The following is a 19,098-nucleotide window of genomic DNA, read 5'->3' on the forward strand; positions in this document are numbered from 1 at the left end:
GGGTCCTTACTTCACCGCTCCCGCGGCGATGCCGCGGGTCAGGGTGCGCTGGAAGACGAGGAAGAAGACGATGGCCGGCAGGACGCCGAGGAGTGCGGCCGCGTTGGTCATCGTGGCGTCCATCAGACGCTGGCCCTGGAGCACGCCGAGGGCCACCGACACGGTCTGGTTGTCGTTGGAGATGAGCATGACCAGCGGGAGCAGGAACTCGTTCCAGGTCCAGATGAAGAAGAAGACCAGGAGCACGCCGATGGTCGGCCGGCTGACCGGAACGACGATCCGCCACAGCACCTGCCACGTGTTCGCGCCGTCGATCCGGGCGGCCTCGATGATCTCGCGGGGGAACCGGCTGAGGACCGAGGACAGCAGATACGTGCCGAAGGCGGCCTGGATCACCGTGAAGACGATGATCACGCTGAGCCGGGTGTCGTAGATCCCCGCCTGCTTGCACAGGTAGTAGACGGGGTAGACCAGCGCCTCCTGCGGCAGCATGTCGGCCAGCACGAAGAAGGCGAGCACCCAGGTGCGGCCCCTGACGCGGCCGATGCCGATCGCGTACGCGTTGAGGACGGACAGGACCGCCGCTCCGACGGCCACACAGCCGCTGATCAGCACCGAGTTGGCCAGCTTGGTTCCGTAGTCGACGCGCTGCCAGAAGTCCTTCAGCCCGTCCAGGTAGAGGCCGTGGGGCAGGCTGAGCGGGCCGTGCGCGGAGTACTCGGTGGGCGACTTGACCGCGTTGACGGCCACGATCGCGAACGGGATCACCATGAACAGGGCGGCGAGACACAGGGCGACGAGAACGGGGTAACGGCGTAGGGCGGTGGTCATCCGCGGGCCCCCTCCTCGGCGTCCTCGGCACGGGTCTGGAGTCTCAGGCCGATCAGCGAGACCGCCAGGATGATCACGGTCAGCACGGTGGAGATCGCCGCGCCGTAGCCGACCTGCGTCTTCTCGAAGAACGTGGTGAAGGAGAAGTAGGAGGGCACGTCGGTCGCACCGCCGGGGCCGCCCTTGGTGAGCACGTACACCGCGCCGAACACCTTGAGCGCGGCGATGGTGCACCAGGTCAGCACGACGGAGATCTCCGGCCGGATCTGCGGCAGCGTCACGTGCCAGAAGCGCCGCCACCAGCCGGCACCGTCCAGCTCGGCCGCCTCGTACAGCTGCGGGTCGACGCGTTCGAGGCCCGCCATGAAGACGACCAGCGGAAAGCCGATCTGCACCCACACCATCACGCCCATCACGCTGTACAGCGCGATGTCCGGGTCGCCCAGCCAGTCCTGCTGCCAGGAGCCGAGACCCACCGCCCGCAACAGCTCGTTGAGCGAGCCGTTCTCCGGGGCGAGGATCCAGCTCCACACGATCCCGGCGACCGCGATCGGCAGCACCTGCGGCAGGTAGAAGCAGGCGCGCAGCACGGCCGCGACCCTGCTGCCGAAGTGCTTGGCGACGTGGTCGAACAGCGCGGCGGCCAGGACGAGCCCGATGACGGTCGGTACGGCCGCCATGGCGACGACCATGAACAGGCTGTGCCGGAAGGAGGCCCAGAACTCGCTGTCGTCCAGCAGCTCACGGTAGTTGGCGAGCCCGGACCACGACGGGCTGCCGACGCCCTGCCAGTCGGTGAAGCTCACGCCCGTGTTCATCAGGAACGGGACGATGACGACCACGAGGAACGCCAGGACGCCGGGCAGCAGGAAGAGCGCGTAGGAATCGCGGTGGCGGTGCGGGCGACCCGCGTCGTGGTGCTTGCCGGCCACCCCCGCGCCCCGTTCGACGGTGACCGTCATTGCCCCGGTACGCCCTTGTCGTACGCCTTCTGCAGCGCGGTGAGGAAGTCGTCCGGTTTCTCGCTGCCGGTGATCAGCTTCTGTGTCTCGGAGACGAGGACGTCGTAGAAGCCGGTGACCGGCCAGTCGGGGTAGAAGGCCAGGCCGTCCTTCGACGACAGCGTGTTGAAGTCGGCGATGAGGGACTTGGACCGCGGGTCGGTGATCGCGTCCGGGTCGGCCGCGACCGGGACCCCGCCCTTGTTGCCCAGCAGGTTCTGGATCTTCTTCGACATGGTGATGTCGATGAAGTCGTAGGCGAGGTCCTTGTTCGTGGAGCCCTCGGGGACCACCCACAGGTTGCCGCCGGAGCCGAGGGTGAGGTTCGTGCCCGGCCACAGGAAGGTGCTCCAGTCGAACGTCGCCTCCGTCCGGAACCGGCCGAACCACCAGCTGCCGGAGAACAGGATCGGCGCCTTGCCCTGGATGAAGGAGACGCCCGCGTCCTCGGCCTTGGTGCCGGTGGACTTCTTGCTGATGTAGCCCTTCTTCACCCAGTCCGCGAAGGTGTTGGCGGCGTACGTCCAGGCGGCGTCGTGGAAGTCGTTCTTTCCCTTGTACAGCTCGTACGAGTCGACCCAGGAGCGGTCGGCCCTGGTGAGGGCGAGCTGGTAGAGGTACTGCTGGGCCACGTACTCGGCGCCGGCGTTGGCGAGCGGGGTGATGCCCTTGGCGACGAACGTGTCCATCGCGGCGGTCAGTTCGCCGAGTGTCTTCGGCTCGGCGATGCCGTACTTCCCGAACAGGTCCTTGTTGTAGAAGACCATCGTGTACTCGGCGTAGTTGGGCACGCCGTACCACTTGCCGGAGCCCATCACGCCGTCGGTGTCGTACCGGCTGGTGGTCCGCACGCCCGCGCTGAGCTTCTTGTCCCAGCCGCGCGCGGCCGCCTCGGCGGTGAGATCGGTGAGCAGGCCCTGCTCGGAGAGCCGGCCGGCCGTCGCGTTGCCCTTGTTGTACTCCATGAGGTCGGGCGCGTCGGAGGAGTTCAGGACCATGGGTGCCGTCTTCTGGATCTGCTCGAAGCCCTTCTCCTCGAACTTCACCTTGACACCCGGGTGGGTGGCCTCGAACTCCTTGATCGCCTCGTTCCAGGCCGCGCCCATCGCGCTGTCGGGGCCCTCGTAGTGCCAGAGCCTGAGCGTCTTGCCGTCGGCGGACCCGCTGTCCGAGCCGCCGCAGGAGGTCAGGAGCAGTGATCCGCCGAGGATCACCGCCACCGCCGCCGTCACACGCCTTCGTACCGTCAACATCCCGTAGCTCCAAAGGAGTCGCAGTCGGATGGGTATCGAGGCGCCACGCAGCGGTCGTCGAATCGATTCGATGCGTGACGTCGAAGCGCTTCGACGGGGGAACGTATGTCCGGGCCGGGAACGCGTCAATGGGGCGTGCGTGAATTACCCCCGGGGCTCCTCCGCCGGCCGCCGGTGCGTGAGCGCGATCAGCAGCGCCACCGCGGCCGCCGTCACCGGGACTCCGTAACCCGCCGCGGCCGACCGGTGCTCCACCAGCCAGCCGCCGATCGCGCTGCCCCCGGCGATGCCGCCGAGGAGGCCGGTCACGGCGAGGGTCATGCCCTCGTTCAGGCGGCCGGCGGGCGTGCGCCGCTGGACCAGGGTCATGCCGGTGACCATGGTCGGGGCCGTCGCCATCCCGGCGACCAGCAACGCGGCCGCCAGCACCAGGAGCGAGCCGGTCCAGGCCGCGGCGAGCAGCGGCAGCGTCAGCAGCGCGGTCATGGCGGCGATGCACCACACGTACCGGTCGGCCGCGCGGCCGACCGGTCTCACCGCCCCGTACAGCAGTCCCGCCGCACAGGAACCGGCCGCCTGGAGACCGAGCACCGCACCTGCCGCCGAGCGGTGGCCCCGCGCGTCGGCGAAGGCGATCGTCACGACCTCCATGGCGCCGAACACCACACCCATGGCGAGACATACGGCGAGCAGCGGGAGCATCCCGGGGGCGCGGGTCAGGCTCTTCGAGGCGGACCGGGTGGGGGCGGCCCGCTGTGGAGTGCCCGGTGTGACCGGCGGTGTGATCGGTGGCTCCGTCGATCGCTGGGCGGCGAAGAACAGCACGCCCGTCACCAGCAGCACCACGCCGGCCAGCGTGCCGGCCTCCGGGAAGAACGTCCCGCACAGGAAGACCGCGAGCACCGGTCCCAGCATGAAACACAGCTCGTCCGCGGCCTGTTCGAAGGAGTTCGCGGTGTGCAGGGCCTCGTCGTCGCCCCGAAGCAGATGCGTCCAGCGGGCCCGGGACATGCCGCCGGTGTTCGGGGTCGTCGCGGTGGCGGCGTACGCGGCGAACAAGGTCCAGTCGGGGGCCCCCTCACGCACGCACAGCAGCAGCGCCAGCGAGCCCGTCGCCGCGACCAGTGTGGCGGGAACGGCGATCCGCGCCTGGCCGTGGCGGTCGACGAGCCGAGCGGTCCACGGGGCGACCAGCGCGGTCGCCGCCAGCCCGGTCGCGGTGACGGCGCCGGCCAGCGCGTACGAGCCCCGCGAACCGGCGATCATCAGCACCGCGCTCACGCTGAACATGCCCATCGGCAGCCGGGCCGCCAGGTTCCCCGCGGTGAAGGCGCGGGCGCCGGGCAGCCGGAAGAGACGGCGGTAGGGGCCGGGCGGGCGGATTCCGGTGCGGGGCGAGAGGTCGACCAGGACGAGGGCGTCGTTGGTGACGGTGAACAGGGGCTCGGTGCGCGGAGACGGTCGGGGCGGCATGGGGAAACCGTCGCCCGTGACCGATCGCAGGGTCCAACACCTTCTCCGCGCCGATTCACGCACGGTGGTTGTGAATCCGCCGGTGGGCCGGGCGGGGGGCGGGGTGCGCGGTCCCGTGACGGAAGAGCGGCTCGGTCGCGAACGGGCTTGATCGGTCAGCAACGCGCGGGCCCGGTCACGCGCCCCCGTTGTAACTTCGCCGGATGCCCGCCGACCTCGATCCCCGTCTCCTGCGCGCCTTCCTCGCCGTCGCCGAGGAACTGCACTTCACGCGCGCCGCGGCCCGCCTCCATGTCGCCCAGCAGGTGCTCAGCCGGGACGTCCGGCGCCTGGAGCGCGAGCTCGGCACCGACCTCTTCGTGCGCACCACCCGCCAGGTCACGCCCACGGCCGACGGCGAGCGGCTGGTGCCGTACGCGCGAGAGGTGCTCCAGGCGCAGGACGCACTGCTCTCGGCCTTCGGGCAGGCCCGGCCGCTGCTCGTGGACCTGAACTTCCCGGACCAGGTCACCGCGCGCCGGGTCCTGTACCTGGCCCGCGAACTCGCGCCCCAGTACGAGCTGATGGCCCGGTACGAGAGCGGCCTGACCGGCGCCGCGGGCGAGCTGCTCGCGGGCCGGCTCGACGCGTCGTTCGGGCGGTTCGCGGGCCTGGACCCGGCCTTGCGGGCCGGGCTCGACCACCAGCCCGTGCGCTACGAGCCGATGGCTGTCGTGCTCCCCGAGGACCACCGGCTGGCCGCCCTGCCGCGGGTCCCGCTGGCCGCGCTGGCGGGCGAGTCCGTCTACGCGGGCGCCGGGAACCCGCGGACCCCGGAGTGGACCGACCTCGCCCGGCTGTTGTTCGAGGGGCGCGGGATAGAGATCGCGCCGCCGGTCCCGCTGGCCGTCGGGGACGAGGAGTTCCGCCGGATCATGGCCAAGACGCGGAAGCCGATCCTCGCCGTGGTCGACTTTCCGGCCATGCCGGGGACGGTGCTTCGTCCCTTGATCGAACCCGTCCCGCTGTCACCGGTGTCACTGGTGTGGCGAAAGGGGCTGGTGCATCGGGGATTCGACGCTCTTCGACGCGCGGCGGCCCAACTCAGCGCCGAGGAAGGCTGGCTGCGCAAGCCCGTCGACGGATGGTTTCCAGCCATCGACAGTTCCCTCATCCGTGGGCACAATTGACACAAGGCAAACACGCAACCTCCGCGTGCGCTAGATTCGGAGGCCTGAGCACACTTGCGACAAAAGGGGCGCTCGGGCCGGGTGGGGGCCTGGTTCGACTACGAAAGCTCAGTCTCGTACCCGCGCCCGAGAACGTTCCGTGGGGGGATGTGCGTGCATGTGAAGAACGCGAGCAATGGGCGGGAAGAAGCCCAGTCGCCATGGCCAGAGGTCGCAAACGCGATCAGTGAACTTGTTGCAAATGGTGGCGCGACCCAGTCATTTCCGGACAGCAGTGGAACCGGAGTGTTCGCCTCGTCGCGCGAGGCCGACATCGTGTCCTCCGGCGGTGGTGCCGGAAGCCCTTCGACGGCGAGCGGGGTCAGGAGCTTGGCCGCGGAGGGTCCGGCCGAGAACTCCGGCGCCCTGCGCGACCCTTGGGACGTGCCCGGCGAACTCAACGAGCACGACCCGGACGAGGTCACGGTCCAACTCGACGATGTCGGTGGCGATGCGGACGATCTCCTCGTCCAGCCGGGCAAGGGTGGCCCCGACAGCTCCGACGCACCGGTCTTCGTCGACGAGTCCGGCCGCCGCAGCCGCAGGTACCGCCGGATCGGCATGGCCGTCGGGCTGTCCTGCGCCGTCTACGCCGTCGTCATCGTCGTCACCCTGCTGTCCGGCAACTCCAACGCGCCCTGGCTGCCGGTTCCGGGCCAGCAGGACGAGCAGCCGGCCGGCACGGTCGACACCTCGCCGAAGCCCAAGGAGTCGACGGCGCCCACCGGCTTCGTCGGAGTGGCCCCACCCGGCACGCTCCCGACGGCCGCGGACGGCACGACACCCAAACCGGGCAGCCGGCCGAGCGCTTCACCCGGCGCCTCCCGTGCCTCCGGCAGTCCCCGGCCCGGCGCGTCGGCCGCCACCTCGCCCGCCGCCGGCAAGACCACCCCGGCTCCGGGAACCGGCGTGATCATCCCGAGTTCGACCCCGGCCCCGACCCAGGGCTCCGCGACGCCCGAACCGACGGCCCCGACCGGCGGCGCGAGCGCCTCGCCCGAACCCACGGCCTCCGTCGGCAACAGCCCCGACCCCGGCAACGCCCCGGTGCCCAACGGCCCGAGCGATCCGACGCCCGTCGCCGAGGGCCCCGTCCCGCAGTCCAGCCCCTCCGCAGCGCCGTCCACGACGCCCTCCTCGAACCAGGAGCCCGCTTCCTGATGGCACACCGCACCCGCCGTGGCGGGCGTGCGGCCCGGACCGGCGACGGTCCCCGGCGCCGCCGTCTGTCCATGCGCCTGCTGCTGCCCGTACTCGTCCTCGCCGCGCTGATGGCGATGCTGATGTTGCGCGGCTACGTACACAGCGAGATCCTCGCCGACCACCGCGTCCGCTCCGAGGCCGCCGCCGACAAGGTGCCGCAGAAGATCCTCGACGGCGGCCCGGTCATCGACACCCGCGGCGGCCGCACCACCACCCTGAAGGTGCGCGACCACCGGCTCGTGCTGACCTTCGACGACGGACCGGACCCCGTCTGGACGCCCAAGGTCCTGGACGTGCTCAAGAAGCACCACGCGCACGCGGTCTTCTTCGTCACCGGCACCATGACCTCGCGCTATCCGGACCTGGTCCGGCGCATGGTCGCCGAGGGCCACGAGGTCGGCCTGCACACCTTCAACCACCCCGACCTGTCCTTCCAGTCGCGCAAGCGCATCGACTGGGAGCTGTCGCAGAACCAGCTGGCGATCACCGGCGCGGCCGGCATCCGCACCTCGCTCTTCCGGCCGCCGTACTCCTCCTTCGCCGACGCCATGGACAACCGGTCCTGGCCGGTGACCCGGTACATCGGCACCCGCGGCTACATCACCGTCGTCACCAGCGTCGACAGCGAGGACTGGCGCAGGCCCGGCGTCGGGCAGATCACCCGCAACGCCACCCCGAAGGGCGGCAAGGGGGCGATCGTCCTGATGCACGACTCAGGCGGCGACCGCCACCAGACCGTGCAGGCCCTGGACAGGCTCCTGCCGCAGCTCAAGGCCGACGGCTACGCGTTCGACAACCTCACCGAGGCCCTCGACGCGCCCAGCGCCCACACCCCGGTCACGGGGGTCGGCCTGTGGAAGGGCAAGGCATGGATCTTCCTGGTCCAGGCCTCGGACGAGATCACCGGTGTGCTGGTGGTCGGCCTCGCGGTCATCGGCTCCCTCGTCATCGCCCGCTTCGGCCTGATGTTCGTGCTGTCCGGAGTCCACGCGCGGCGGGTCCGGCGGCGCGGCTTCCGCTGGGGGCCGCCGGTCACCGAACCGGTCTCGGTGCTGGTGCCGGCGTACAACGAGGCCAAGTGCATCGAGAACACGGTCCGTTCCCTGATGGAGAGCGAGCACCCGATCGAGATCCTCGTCATCGACGACGGCTCCGCCGACGGGACCGCACGGCTCGTGGAGTCCATGGGCCTGCCCGAGGTGCGGGTGATCCGTCAGCTCAACGCGGGCAAGCCGGCCGCGTTGAACCGTGGTCTGGCCAACGCCCGGCACGACATCATCGTGATGATGGACGGCGACACGGTCTTCGAACCGTCCACCGTCCGGGAACTGGTGCAGCCCTTCGGCGACAGGCGCGTGGGCGCCGTCGCCGGCAACGCCAAGGTCGGCAACCGGGACACCCTCATCGGCGCCTGGCAGCACATCGAGTACGTGATGGGCTTCAACCTCGACCGCCGCATGTACGACGTCCTGCGCTGCATGCCGACGATCCCCGGCGCGGTCGGCGCCTTCCGGCGCACCGCCCTCGAACGGGTCGGCGGGATGAGCGACGACACGCTCGCCGAGGACACCGACATCACCATGGCGATGCACCGCGACGGCTGGCGCGTCGTCTACGCCGAGAAGGCCCGCGCCTGGACCGAGGCCCCGGAGTCGGTCCAGCAACTGTGGTCGCAGCGCTACCGCTGGTCCTACGGCACCATGCAGGCGATCTGGAAGCACCGCCGCGCCCTCGTCGAACGGGGCCCCTCCGGCCGCTTCGGCCGCGTCGGCCTGCCGCTGGTGTCCCTGTTCATGGTGCTCGCCCCGCTCCTGGCCCCGCTGATCGACATCTTCCTGCTCTACGGCCTGATCTTCGGCCCGACGGGCAAGACGGTCGCGGCCTGGTTCGGCGTCCTGGCGATCCAGGCGGTCTGCGCCGGCTACTCCTTCGCCCTCGACCGCGAGTCACCGGCCCCGCTGGTCTCCCTGCCCCTGCAACAGATCCTCTACCGGCAGCTCATGTACGTCGTCCTGCTCCAGTCCTGGATCACCGCCCTCACCGGCGGCCGCCTGCGCTGGCAGAAGCTGCGGCGCAAGGGCGGGGTCTCCGCCCCGCCGGCCACCGCACCCGCCCCGCGCGGGGAGGTCCTGGACGGAAGGCCGGTCCGATGAGCGCCATACCGCCGGTCGACCCGTTCCCGACGGCCCGTATCCCACTCCAGAAAGCCACGGACGTGACGGCACCCACCACACCTTCCGGGCCGCCCACCACTCCCGCCGGACCGGCCGGTACTGCCGCCGGGCCCGCCGGCACGGACGCGACCGCGGAACCGGAGCAGACCGCGCGGACGGCGCAGCCCGCCGAGCAGACCCGGCGGGCACCGGTCCGCGACCTCTACTTCGACCTGCTGCGGGCCATCGCCCTCTTCCGGGTGGTCTTCTACCACCTCATGGGCTGGGCCTGGCTGCCCGTGGTGTTCCCCTCCATGGGCGTCATGTTCGCGCTGGCCGGAAACCTCATGGCCCGCTCGCTCAAACGTCGCCCGCCGATCGAGGTGATCCGCGGCCGCATGCGCAGGCTGCTGCCCCCGCTGTGGCTGCTGGGCGCGATCGGTGTGACCGGCATGCTGCTGCAGGGCTGGGGGCCGGACGCCGAGGGCCACCCGGGATGGTGGTGGCTGCACCTCACCTTCTGGATCCTGCCGCTGAGCGAACCGCCGGCCGCCGACAGCCTGGCCGGAATCCACGGTCTCATCGGCGGGGACTGGGCCTCCGAGCTCGCCGTACCCCTCTGGTACATCCGCGCCTATCTCTGGTTCGTCCTGCTCTCGCCCGTGCTCCTCAAAGCCCTGCGGGCGCTCCCGTGGGCGACGATCCTCGCCCCGATCGCCCTGTGCGCGACCCTCGAGTTCGGCTACCTCACCATCCCGTACTCGCGGATCGACTCGGCCGCCGTCGACTTCGCCACCTTCGGCGCCTGCTGGATCCTCGGCATGGCCCACCAGGAGGGCATCCTGAAGCGCATCCCGCGCTACGCGGTCCCCTCGGTGGCCCCGGCCGTCGCCCTCCTCGGCCTGTGGTACGCGCTGACGCACGGCTTCAAGGCGGGCCACGACCTCGACGACATCCCCTTCGGGCAGGCCCTCTGGTCCGTCTCGACGGTGCTGCTCCTGCTGCACTTCAGCCCCTCGTGGTCCGAGTGGCCCCGCAGGCTGCGCCGCTGGGACAAGCTGGTCACCCTGCTCAACTCCCGTGCCGTGACCGTCTATCTCTGGCACAACGTGTGCATCGTGGCCGCCGCGACCATGTGGGACCAGCTGTGGGGCTTCGAGGTCCTCGAACTGCACGCGCCCTGGCTCCTGGAGAGCTCCTGGCCGGTCCTGCTCCTCACCTGGATCCTCGTCGCCGGCTGCATCCTCTGCTTCGGGTGGATGGAGGACGTGGCGGCGAAACGGAAGCCGCGACTGTGGCCGGCCGGCGGAGCCGGGCGGGGGCGGGCGGGAGCCCACAGGGCATGAGCGGGACGGCGGGGACCGTCGGTCAGCGCGGGCGGTCCTCGTCCCGACCTCTCATCCCGCCTTCCCGCGGGGTGAGAGCAACGTTCCTTTCCGGTCACTCACAGCCACAGCACGGAAACGCGCCCTCCCTACCTTCGGGACTCATCACCGCTCATCTCCCCTGAGCCGAGCCCCGGAGCACCGTGGAGGCGTCATGACAGCCCCTAGCACAGCCCCCGCACCCCCGAGCAGGGGCGGCCGCTGGATCCAGCAGTGGGATCCGGAGGACGAGACCTTCTGGAACGAGACCGGAGAGAAGGTCGCCCGCCGCAACCTGTTCTTCTCCGTCCTGTCCGAGCACATCGGCTTCTCGATCTGGACCCTGTGGTCCGTGCTGGTGCTCTTCATGGGCCCGGAGTACGGCCTCACCCCGGCCGACAAGTTCCTGCTCACCTCGATGGTGACGCTGGTGGGCGCGGTCGTGCGGGTGCCCTACACCTTCGCCGTCGCGATCTTCGGCGGCCGGAACTGGACCATCATCTCGGCCAGTCTCCTGCTCGTCCCGACCATCGCCGCGTTCACCGTGATGAAGCCCGGGACGTCCTTCAACACCTTCCTGGTGGTCGGACTGCTCGCCGGCATCGGCGGCGGCAACTTCGCCTCCTCCATGACCAACATCAACGCCTTCTTCCCGCTCAGGAAGAAGGGCTGGGCGCTCGGGCTCAACGCCGGCGGCGGCAACATCGGCGTCCCGGTCATCCAGCTGATCGCGCTCGCGGTCATCGGCGCGAGCGGCGGACCCCGCGTCCTGCTCGGCATCTACATCCCGCTCATCCTCGTCGCCGCCGTCCTCGCCGCGCTCTACATGGACAACCTCGCGTCCGTGAAGAACGACACCGGAGCCGCCAAGGACGCCGCGAAGGACGCCCACACCTGGATCATGGCCTTCCTCTACGTCGGCACCTTCGGCTCCTTCATCGGCTACGCCTTCGCCTTCGGTCAGGTGCTCCAGGTCCAGTTCGGCCGTACGCCGCTGCAGGCCGCGTACCTCACCTTCGTCGGCCCGCTGCTCGGCTCCCTGATCCGGCCCGTCGGCGGCTGGCTCGCCGACCGGTACGGCGGCGCGAAGATCACCCTGTACAACTACGTCGGCATGGGCGCCGCGACCGCCGTCCTGATCGTCGCGAGCATGCAGAAGTCGCTGCCCCTGTTCGTCAGCGTCTTCGTGGTGCTGTTCGTCCTCAGCGGGCTCGGCAACGGCTCGACGTACAAGATGATCCCCGCGATCTTCCAGACGAAGGCCCTCGCCAAGGGGCTTGAGGGCGAAGAGGCGGCGGCCTACGGGCGGCGGCTGTCGGGTGCCTCCATGGGCCTGATCGGCGCGGTGGGCGCGCTCGGCGGCGTCGCCATCAACCTCGCCTTCCGGCAGTCCTTCCTGAGCAACGGCTCGGGCACCGGCGCCTTCGTCACCTTCCTCGCCTTCTACGGCGCCTGCTTCGCGGTCACCTGGGCCGTATACCTTCGCCGCCCGGCCGTCGAGGCGCACAGCACCTCCGCAACGGAGGCGAAGCCGCAGCTCAGCTACGTCGAGGTGTGACGTAACACCAGCGACATCAAGCCGAACCGAGCCTGTCACGCACCATTGACAGGCTCGATCGGCATGAAGGTCCGACAACACCTCCTGTAGGTGCAACGACTCCGAGTGCGGGACGAGAACCATGGACGACGAACAGCAGCGACCGGACCACGGCCCCCTCGCGGGCTTCACCGTGGGCGTGACCGCCGCGCGCCGGGCCGACGAGCTCGGGGCGCTGCTCCAGCGCCGCGGTGCCGCCGTCCTGCACGCCCCGGCCCTGCGCATCGTGCCGGTCGCCGACGACAGCGAACTGCTCGCCGCCACCAAGGAGGTCATCGACCACGCGCCGGACGTCGTCGTCGCCACCACCGCGATCGGCTTCCGGGGCTGGATCGAGGCCGCCGACGGCTGGGGTCTCGGCGAGGAACTCCTGGCCAGACTGCGCGGCGTCGAGGTGCTCGCCCGCGGTCCCAAGGTCAAGGGGGCGATCCGGGCCGCCGGACTGACGGAGGAGTGGTCACCCGCCTCCGAGTCCATGGCCGAGGTGCTCGACCGGCTCCTGGAGGAGGGCGTCGAGGGACGCCGTGTCGCCGTACAGCTGCACGGCGAGCCGCTGCCCGGGTTCGTGGAGGCGCTGCGGGTCGGGGGAGCGGAGGTGCTCGGCGTGCCCGTGTACCGGTGGATGCCGCCGGAGGACATCGGTCCCGTGGACCGGCTGCTGGACGCCGCCGTCTCCCGTGGCCTGGACGCGCTCACCTTCACCAGCGCTCCCGCGGCCGCCTCCCTGCTGTCCCGGGCCGAGGTGCGCGGCCTGCAGCCCGAACTGCTCGCCGCCCTCAACCACGACGTGCTGCCGGCCTGCGTCGGCCCGGTGACCGCGCTGCCGTTGCAGTCGCTGGGCGTCGACACGGTCTCGCCCGAGCGTTTCCGGCTCGGCCCCCTCGTACAGCTGCTGTGCCAGGAACTGCCCGGACGGGCGCGGGCGTTGCCGATCGCCGGGCACCGGGTGGAGATCCGCGGACACGCGGTGCTGGTGGACGGCGCGCTGCGCCCCGTACCGCCGGCGGGCATGTCGCTGCTGCGGGCGCTGTCGCGGCGGCCGGGCTGGGTCGTGGCGCGCGCCGAACTCCTGCGGGCGCTGCCCGGGACGGGACGGGACGAACACGCCGTCGAGACGGCCATGGCCCGGCTGCGTACGGCTCTGGGGGCGCCGAAACTGATCCAGACGGTGGTCAAGCGGGGCTATCGGCTGGCGCTGGACCCGGCTGCCGACGCGAAGTACGCCGACAGGTGAGTCGGCACGCTGTCTCTTCCCTCCGGCCCTGAACGGGCCTTGTCCTCAAACGCCGGACGGGCTGGATGGTGCCGGACGGGCTGGAGGGTGAGGGTCCGCGTCGGGCGGGCTGGATGGTGTCCGTTCGCGTTGCGTTGGGACGGGCTGGTCAGCCGTGGGAGGCTCCGGTCGTTCGGCCGTAGATCATCAGTCCTCTGGTCAGACAGCCCAGCGCCGCTGTCGACAGCACCGCCCGTACGACGTTCCACGTCAGCCACGTGTCCTCGAACTTCTCGCGTGCCGTGGCCGGGTCGGTCGCGTCGGCGAGGGCGTTGTTCAGGGGGATGTTGACGGCGACGGTGATCACGAAGGCCAGTGCGTAGGCGGCCAGCGCGGCCCAGATCCAGCCGCGCAGGCCGCGGGCGGCACGCAGTTGCCAGGCCGAGATCGCCGGCAGCAGCAGAGCGCCCAGGAAGCTCAGCAGGAACACCGGGTTCTGGATCACGTCGTTGATGTCGCGGACGACGTCGACGTAGACGGAGTCGTCGCTGCGGGCCACGGCCGGCATCACGGCGCAGGCGAAGACGTAGAAGACCCCGGCGATCAGACCCGTGGCGACCGTGGCCGCGCCCAGTACTCCTCCGGCGGCCGTCCGCCGCCCGCTGCTGTCGTGTGTCATGCGGATCAGCCAACCGGCGGGGAGCGGGGCGGGACATGGCTCAGGCGCGCGGTCGCATACGCCGTCGTCCACGCGCACCCGGTGCGGGGGGTTCCGGCGGCGCGGGCGGGCGGGCACTGTGGAGAGGAACGGTTCCTCAGCCCCCTCTCCGGCACTTCACCAGCCCTCATGACACATGACCGGGGGCAACCCCTAGGCGGTGACAGGCACATGGCACTGGGTACGGCCACGGTCTTCTGCGAGCTGCGGTTCGACGCCGGGCGGATCTGTCTCGATCTTCTCGCGACCACCCATCCCGAGGAACGGCTCGACTCCGTCGAGGTCCTGCGCGCCTGGATCACGGCCTCCGGACTCGTCCCGGCCGGCACCGCGCTGGCGCACACGGACGCCTCCTGGCTGGTCGGCTTCCGCGAACTGCGCGGTCGTGTCGCCCAGTTGGTGCCCGGTGGGCTGCCGCCCGAGAGTCATCCGTACGACCTCGCGCTCGCCCGCGTCAACCAGCTCGCCCGCGCCGCGCCGCCGGCCCCGTGTGCGGTGCGCGGCGAGGACGGCACCCTCGTACGAGGGTTGGCCGGACCCCCCGACTGCGGGGCGCTGCTCGGCGCGATCGCCCGGGACGCCGTCGAGCTGCTCACCGACCCGGTCGCCCGGGCGGGGCTGCGCCAGTGCGCGGGCGACAACTGCCCGATCGTCTACCTGGACTCGTCGCGGGGCCGCAGGAGGCGCTGGTGTTCCAGTGAGGTCTGCGGGAACCGGGAAAGGGTGGCCCGGCACCGCCGTCGAGCGGCGCTCGCGCGCGCCTGAGTGACCTGCGAGCCCACCTGGGTGCCCTATATGCGGCTTCTGTGAAACCATTGTCGAAGTGATTTCGATTACACCTCGTTTACCTTCGGCGCGGGCCGGGCAGCCGCCGCGATCTTTCCAGTGTGGTGGAAATGTAAAGATCGCGCGGTGGGAATGTGCGCTCATGTCCGGCCTCGTCACGTCACCCCGCAGAAAACTGTCGTGTCACGTTGAACACACCAGCACCCCCCGCCGTACCTGTGGACGAGCGACCGACTGGGGGAACCCCCGGACATCGGAGGTGGGCGTGCGCAAGGATTCTGTCGTGGCCAATGAACGTGGATCGAGGGCCCGACATCGCATGTCCCAGCCCTCGGAACCTGATGAGGAGCTGATGCGTGCCCTGTACCGGGAGCACGCCGGACCCCTCCTTGCGTATGTACTCCGGCTGGTCGCGGGAGACCGGCAGCGGGCCGAGGACGTGGTCCAGGAAACGCTCATCCGTGCCTGGAAGAACGCCGGCCAGCTCAATCGAGCGACCGGATCGGTACGCCCCTGGCTGGTGACGGTCGCCCGGCGCATCGTCATCGACGGCCACCGCAGCCGGCAGGCCCGGCCGCAGGAGGTTGATCCGTCGCCGCTGGAGGTCATCCCCGCGGAGGACGAGATCGACAAGGCGCTGTGGCTGATGACGTTGTCCGACGCGCTCGACGACCTGACCCCGGCCCACCGGGAGGTACTCGTCGAGACGTACTTCAAGGGGCGTACCGTCAACGAGGCGGCGGAGACGCTGGGCATCCCCAGTGGCACCGTGCGCTCAAGGGTTTTCTACGCCCTTCGGTCGATGAAACTGGCACTGGAGGAGCGGGGGGTGACGGCGTGATGAGTGTTTACGGGGGATTCGGAACGGGTGGTTCGGGTATGTCTGGCCCCATGATGGGATCTCCGGGTCCGAACGAGCATGAAACCGTCGGCGCCTACGCCCTCGGCATTCTCGACGACGGCGAAGCAACCGCTTTCGAGGCCCATCTCGCCACCTGTGAGTGGTGCGCCCAGCAGCTCGACGAGCTCGCCGGCATGGAACCGATGCTGGCCGCGCTCGCCGACCTGCCGGGCTCCGGGACACCCGCCATCGGGGAGTCGCTGTCCGCCAGGCCCAGCCCACGGCTGGCGGAGAAGCTGGTCGACGAGGTCTCCGAGCGCCGCGCCCACAAGCGCAGGCGTGGCTTCTACCTGGTGGCGGCCGCGGCCGCGCTGATCATCGGCGGTCCGCTGACCGTCATGGCGGCGAGCGGCGGCGACTCGGACAGCGGCACCAACGAGGCGGCCCCGCCCGCCGCGCAGCAGCTCTTCAACAGCCTGCCCGACAAGGCCACGGCGACGGACTCGTCGACCAAGGTCACCGGCACGGTCGCGATGGCGGAGAAGGACTGGGGCACCCAGGCGGTCCTCCAGCTCAAGAACGTCAAGGGCCCGCTGAAGTGCTCCCTGATCGCCGTCGGCAAGAACGGCGAGCGAGAGACGGTGTCGTCCTGGTCCGTCCCGAACTGGGGCTACGGCCTGCCGGACGCCACGAAGGAAGAGGCCAAGAACCCGCTGTACATCGGCGGCGGAGCGGCCTTCAAGCCCGGCGAGATCGACCACTTCGAGGTCATGACCTTCCCGGGCAAACAACTGGTCGAAATCAACGTGTAAGCACACACGTAGCTTCCGAGGGCCCCCTTCGCGTACGGTTGACGGCTGCCCAGCACGTCAGAAGGGGGCCCGGTGGCCGCTCAGGCTCAGCAGGAAACCGCGGTCGGCTCGGATCAGGACAAGGCCGCACTGGATTCGGTGCGGGACCGAGAGATCAGCGTCGAACAGGAACACCTCAACCGGGTGTACCGCCGGCTCGAGGAGAAGATCCACGAAGCCGAGTTCCTCATGAACGACGCCGCCAAGCGCGGTCAGGTCGGCACGCCCGGCGCACTGGCCGAGCGTGACGCGCAGGTCTTCAGGGCGGGAGTTCACCTCAACCGCCTGAACAACGAGTTCGAGGACTTCCTCTTCGGCCGTATCGACCTGCTGCCCGGCAGGGACGGCAGGAAGGGGCCCGACGGCGCCTACACGGCCGTAGAGCCCGCCGAGGGTGCCGTACGGGACGACAGCACCGCCGACATCGCCGAGACCCTGCACATCGGCCGCATCGGAGTACTGGACTCCGACTACGCGCCGCTGGTCATCGACTGGCGGGCACCGGCCGCCGCCCCGTTCTACCGCTCCACCCCGGTCGATCCGGGCCGGGTCGTGCGCCGCCGCGTCATCCGCTCCAAGGGCCGGCGCGTCCTCGGAGTCGAGGACGACCTCATGCGACCGGAGCTGACGGCGTTCCTCGACGGCGACCGGCTGCCCGTCATCGGCGACGGCGCCCTGATGGCCGCTCTCGGCCAGGCCCGCAGCCACACCATGCGGGACATCGTCGCCTCCATCCAGGCCGAGCAGGACATGGTGATCCGCGCCCCCGCCGCCTCCGTGACGTACGTCGAGGGCGGCCCGGGAACGGGGAAGACGGCGGTCGCCCTGCACCGGGCGGCCTACCTGCTCTACCAGGACCGGCGCCGGTACGCGGGCGGCATCCTGATCGTCTCGCCGACCCCGCTGCTCGTGGCGTACACCGAAGGCGTGCTGCCCTCCCTCGGCGAGGAGGGCCAGGTCGCCATCCGCGCCATCGGCTCCCTCGTCGACGGCGCCGAGGCCACGCTCTACGACGCCCCGGCGGTGGCCCGCGCCAAGGGCTCGTACCGCATGCTCAAGGTGCTGCGGAAGGCCGCGCGCGGAGCCCTCGAACCGCACGGTTCGCCGACCCTGCTGCGGGTCGTCGCCTTCGGCCGCCGCCTCGAGCTGGAGGCCGCGGAGCTCGATCGCGTCCGCGAGAGCGCCCTCAGCGGCACCGCGCCCGTCAACCTGCTCCGCCCCCGCGCCCGCAAGCTGCTCCTGGACGCCCTGTGGGCGCGGTCGGGCTCGGCCGGCCGGCACACGGACCCCGAACTGGCCGCCGAACTGCGCTCCTCCTTCGACGAGGACGTCAGCTCCGAGGACAGCTTCATCCAGTTCCTGGACGCCTGGTGGCCGGAGCTGACCCCGGCCGCCGTCCTGGCGGCGATGGCCGACGAGCGGCGCCTCGGGCGCTGGGCCCGGCGCATCCTCAACCCCGGCGAGATCCGCCGAACGGCCCGCTCGCTCAAGCGGGACGGGCACTCCGTGCACGACATCGCGATGCTCGACGAGCTCCAGGCGATCCTCGGCATGCCCGCCCGTCCGCGCAAGCGGCGCGAGCTGGACCCGCTCGACCAGCTCACCGGCCTGGACGAGCTGATGCCCGTGCGCGAGGAGACCCAGCGCGAGCGGGCCGAGCGGCTGGCGCTGGAGCGCGTCGAGTACGCCCACGTCATCGTCGACGAGGCGCAGGACCTGACGCCGATGCAGTGGCGCATGGTCGGCCGGCGCGGCCGGCACGCCACCTGGACGATCGTCGGGGACCCGGCGCAGTCCTCGTGGTCCGACCCCGACGAGGCGGCCCAGGCCCGTGACGAGGCCCTGGGCAGCCGTCCGCGCCGCCGCTTCGAGCTGACGGTGAACTACCGCAACCCCTCCGAGATCGCCGAGCTGGCGGCGAAGGTCCTGGCGCTCGCCATGCCGGGCTCCCGCTCCCCGTCGGCCGTCCGCTCCACGGGGGTGCGGCCCCGTTTCGTGGCGACCACGAAGGGACACGGGTCCGCCGTACGGGAACCCGCCGTACGGGAGTCGCCGGACCTGGCGCGGACCGTTCGGGCCGAGGCAGCCCGGCTCCTCGACCTCGTCGACGGCACCGTCGGCGTCGTCGTCGCCATGAACCGCCGTGAGGAGGCCGGACGCTGGCTCACCGGACTCGGCGACCGGGTGGTGGCCCTGGGCAGCCTGGAGGCGAAGGGCCTGGAGTACGACGCGACGGTCGTCGTCTCCCCGGCCGAGATCGCGGACGAGTCCCCGGCGGGGCTGCGCGTGTTGTACGTGGCGCTCACCCGGGCGACCCAGCAGCTCACGGTGGTGTCCGCCGAGCGGGACCAGCCCGACGCGGACGGGATTCCGGATCTCCTCAGGGACTGATCGCCGGCGTCCGTCCGGGCCGATCCGGATGAACTCCCGGGATGGGAATGGCCTTCCGGGATCTGTTTGTTAGCCTGGGTGTGACACCGGCCCGATCCAAGCCCCCGGGCCCAACCTTCGTCGCTACGAGCGACCACTTGCCGCGAGGCGAGCATGGCGGGTCGGTGTCACTGAGCAAGCGGAGGCCCACGTCACGATGTGACGTGGGCCTCCTT

The 19,098-nt window shown here is 70.7% G+C and carries 15 protein-coding genes; 10 read left to right on the forward strand and 5 right to left on the reverse strand.

The window, feature by feature from the left end; genetic code table 11:
- Positions 1-6: 6 nt before the first annotated feature.
- The 4 genes from OG985_RS27960 to OG985_RS27975 form a co-directional block, all read right to left on the reverse strand.
- Positions 7-831, reverse strand: coding sequence for a carbohydrate ABC transporter permease (locus OG985_RS27960; protein WP_371671096.1), 825 nt, complete (start codon positions 829-831; stop codon positions 7-9).
- On the reverse strand, positions 828-1,793 hold the full coding sequence (locus tag OG985_RS27965; RefSeq protein WP_371671097.1) for a carbohydrate ABC transporter permease: 966 nt from the start codon (positions 1,791-1,793) through the stop codon (positions 828-830). The genes OG985_RS27960 and OG985_RS27965 overlap by 4 nt, the downstream gene beginning before the upstream one ends.
- Entirely contained in the window at positions 1,790-3,085 is a 1,296-nt protein-coding gene (locus OG985_RS27970; RefSeq protein ID WP_371671098.1) for an ABC transporter substrate-binding protein, read from the reverse strand. Before OG985_RS27970 ends, OG985_RS27965 begins: the two co-directional genes overlap by 4 nt.
- A 144-nt stretch (positions 3,086-3,229) precedes the next feature.
- On the reverse strand, positions 3,230-4,558 hold the full coding sequence (locus tag OG985_RS27975) for an MFS transporter (protein WP_371671099.1): 1,329 nt from the start codon (positions 4,556-4,558) through the stop codon (positions 3,230-3,232).
- A 203-nt stretch (positions 4,559-4,761) separates the two neighbouring features.
- Here OG985_RS27975 and OG985_RS27980 point away from each other — a divergent pair, with 203 nt between their 5' ends.
- The 6 genes from OG985_RS27980 (at position 4,762) to OG985_RS28005 (ending at position 13,317) form a co-directional block, all read left to right on the forward strand.
- The gene (locus tag OG985_RS27980; protein WP_371671100.1) at positions 4,762-5,727 is read left to right on the forward strand and encodes a LysR family transcriptional regulator; all 966 of its coding nucleotides are present in this window, start codon (positions 4,762-4,764) and stop codon (positions 5,725-5,727) included.
- A gap of 285 nt (positions 5,728-6,012) precedes the next feature.
- Positions 6,013-6,927 (forward strand): hypothetical protein, encoded by a 915-nt coding sequence (locus tag OG985_RS27985; protein WP_371671101.1) that lies wholly within the window; start codon positions 6,013-6,015, stop codon positions 6,925-6,927.
- A complete protein-coding gene (locus OG985_RS27990) occupies positions 6,927-9,122 on the forward strand; it encodes a glycosyltransferase (protein WP_371671102.1) in 2,196 nt (731 codons plus the stop codon). The genes OG985_RS27985 and OG985_RS27990 overlap by 1 nt, the downstream gene beginning before the upstream one ends.
- On the forward strand, positions 9,119-10,468 hold the full coding sequence (locus OG985_RS27995) for an acyltransferase (RefSeq protein WP_371671103.1): 1,350 nt from the start codon (positions 9,119-9,121) through the stop codon (positions 10,466-10,468). Before OG985_RS27990 ends, OG985_RS27995 begins: the two co-directional genes overlap by 4 nt.
- 193 nt (positions 10,469-10,661) lie before the next feature.
- Positions 10,662-12,044 carry a nitrate/nitrite transporter gene (locus OG985_RS28000; protein ID WP_371671104.1) on the forward strand — a complete coding sequence of 461 codons (1,383 nt, stop codon included), beginning with the start codon at positions 10,662-10,664 and terminating at the stop codon, positions 12,042-12,044.
- 121 nt (positions 12,045-12,165) lie between these two features.
- Entirely contained in the window at positions 12,166-13,317 is a 1,152-nt protein-coding gene (locus tag OG985_RS28005; RefSeq protein ID WP_371671105.1) for a uroporphyrinogen-III synthase, read from the forward strand.
- Positions 13,318-13,465: 148 nt separating this feature from the next.
- Here the strand turns inward: OG985_RS28005 and OG985_RS28010 are convergent, their stop codons facing one another.
- A complete protein-coding gene (locus OG985_RS28010; protein WP_371671106.1) occupies positions 13,466-13,975 on the reverse strand; it encodes a DUF1772 domain-containing protein in 510 nt (169 codons plus the stop codon).
- Between the two features lie 210 nt (positions 13,976-14,185).
- On the opposite strand from OG985_RS28010, the gene OG985_RS28015 reads away from it, so the two are divergent.
- The 4 genes from OG985_RS28015 to OG985_RS28030 all read left to right on the forward strand — a co-directional run bounded on the left by OG985_RS28015 (position 14,186) and on the right by OG985_RS28030 (position 18,883).
- Positions 14,186-14,779: an ABATE domain-containing protein gene (locus OG985_RS28015; RefSeq protein WP_371671107.1), complete on the forward strand. Its 594-nt coding sequence runs from the start codon at positions 14,186-14,188 to the stop codon at positions 14,777-14,779.
- A 340-nt stretch (positions 14,780-15,119) separates the two neighbouring features.
- Positions 15,120-15,641 carry a sigma-70 family RNA polymerase sigma factor gene (locus OG985_RS28020; RefSeq protein WP_010039908.1) on the forward strand — a complete coding sequence of 174 codons (522 nt, stop codon included), beginning with the start codon at positions 15,120-15,122 and terminating at the stop codon, positions 15,639-15,641.
- Positions 15,641-16,453 carry a zf-HC2 domain-containing protein gene (locus tag OG985_RS28025; protein WP_371671108.1) on the forward strand — a complete coding sequence of 271 codons (813 nt, stop codon included), beginning with the start codon at positions 15,641-15,643 and terminating at the stop codon, positions 16,451-16,453. Before OG985_RS28020 ends, OG985_RS28025 begins: the two co-directional genes overlap by 1 nt.
- A gap of 72 nt (positions 16,454-16,525) precedes the next feature.
- The gene (locus tag OG985_RS28030; protein ID WP_371671109.1) at positions 16,526-18,883 is read left to right on the forward strand and encodes a UvrD-helicase domain-containing protein; all 2,358 of its coding nucleotides are present in this window, start codon (positions 16,526-16,528) and stop codon (positions 18,881-18,883) included.
- The last annotated feature ends 215 nt before the right edge of the window (positions 18,884-19,098 follow it).

The sequence above is a fragment of the Streptomyces sp. NBC_00289 genome, from assembly GCF_041435115.1.
Classification (GTDB): domain Bacteria; phylum Actinomycetota; class Actinomycetes; order Streptomycetales; family Streptomycetaceae; genus Streptomyces.